The following is a 1,129-nucleotide window of genomic DNA, read 5'->3' on the forward strand; positions in this document are numbered from 1 at the left end:
GCAGTCGCCATCGCGTCCCTGTCCGGGGGGCAGGGCAAGACAACCGCATCTCTATTCCTGAGCCGCCTCCTAGCGAGCCGGGGCTATCCCACACTGGCTATCGACGCCGACCCCCAACACAACCTGACCACCTACCTGGGGCTAGAACTGCAACCCAACCAGCCCACCTTGCTGGAAGTTCTCAAAAAATCCGTGCCCATCGAAGAGGGCATCTATCCAGTCGAAGGTAGCGACAACTTGTTTCTAATTCCCTCCGACGACGGCCTTGACGCCGCCGCCGACTACCTATCCAGCAGCGGCGTCGGCGCTACCCTGTTGCTGCGCCGCCTCGAACCTGTTGCCGAAGCCTTCAAATTTTGTATCATTGACGCACCCCCGCAGCGCTCGCAGATTTGCTTAACCGCAATCGGTGCCGCCGACACCGTAATCGTACCCGCCGAAGCTTCCGTCAAAGGCTACGGTTCCCTAGTGCGGACACTCGACTTGCTCAACTCCATGAGAGATGTCAAAGCAACCAACGCTACCGTACTAGGAGTGCTGCCCTTCCGCGACCGCTGGATTGGCAACACTCAAACCCTAGAGAGCCGCCTTGCCGTAGAAGGAATGAAAGACGAAGTTGAAAACGAATTAATTCTCCCTTCAATCCGAGAATCCGAACAGTACAAAAAAGCCATTAACAAACGCCAAACTCTCAGCGAATTAGGACATCCCGACTTAGAATATCCCTTTGAAATACTGCTCGCCAAAATCGAGTCTCTTTTACAACAAAAAGTACAATGAGTGACAGCATCCTCGACCAAATTCGCTCCAACCGCAAGCGAACAGTTGTTCCAAGCCGAGAAGATACTTTAATCGCCCCCAAACAGGAGAGCGAACAAATTACCCAACAGTCAACTCCGGCGAACCAACCTTCAAAAGAAACCACGGGTGACAATTCAACCTTAGAGGAATTAAAAGCCGAACTCGCGAAAATTCCGCCAACTCGCCGCCATTCTGCTGTTGTTTTAGATGCAGAAATAGATGCTAACTTGACAAGGTTTTGCAAAGAAAAAGGAGTGACTGTAGAAGTATTTTTAGAAGCTGCATGGCTGCAAGCAGTAGCTTCATCCGAGCTGATGGAAAAAATCTT

At 51.6% G+C, this 1,129-nt stretch carries 2 protein-coding genes; both read left to right on the top strand.

The genetic code is table 11. From position 1 onward, the window contains the following. A partial coding sequence (locus tag QUB12_RS36670; protein ID WP_333311007.1) for a ParA family protein occupies nt 1-780 on the top strand: 780 nt, incomplete at its 5' end. Beyond that, nucleotides 777-1,129, top strand: a 353-nt coding sequence (locus tag QUB12_RS36675; RefSeq protein ID WP_333311009.1) for a hypothetical protein, incomplete at its 3' end; no start/stop codon positions are given. The genes QUB12_RS36670 and QUB12_RS36675, both read left to right, overlap by 4 nt.

Source organism: Microcoleus sp. B7-D4, from assembly GCF_036705125.1.
Classification (GTDB): domain Bacteria; phylum Cyanobacteriota; class Cyanobacteriia; order Cyanobacteriales; family Microcoleaceae; genus Microcoleus.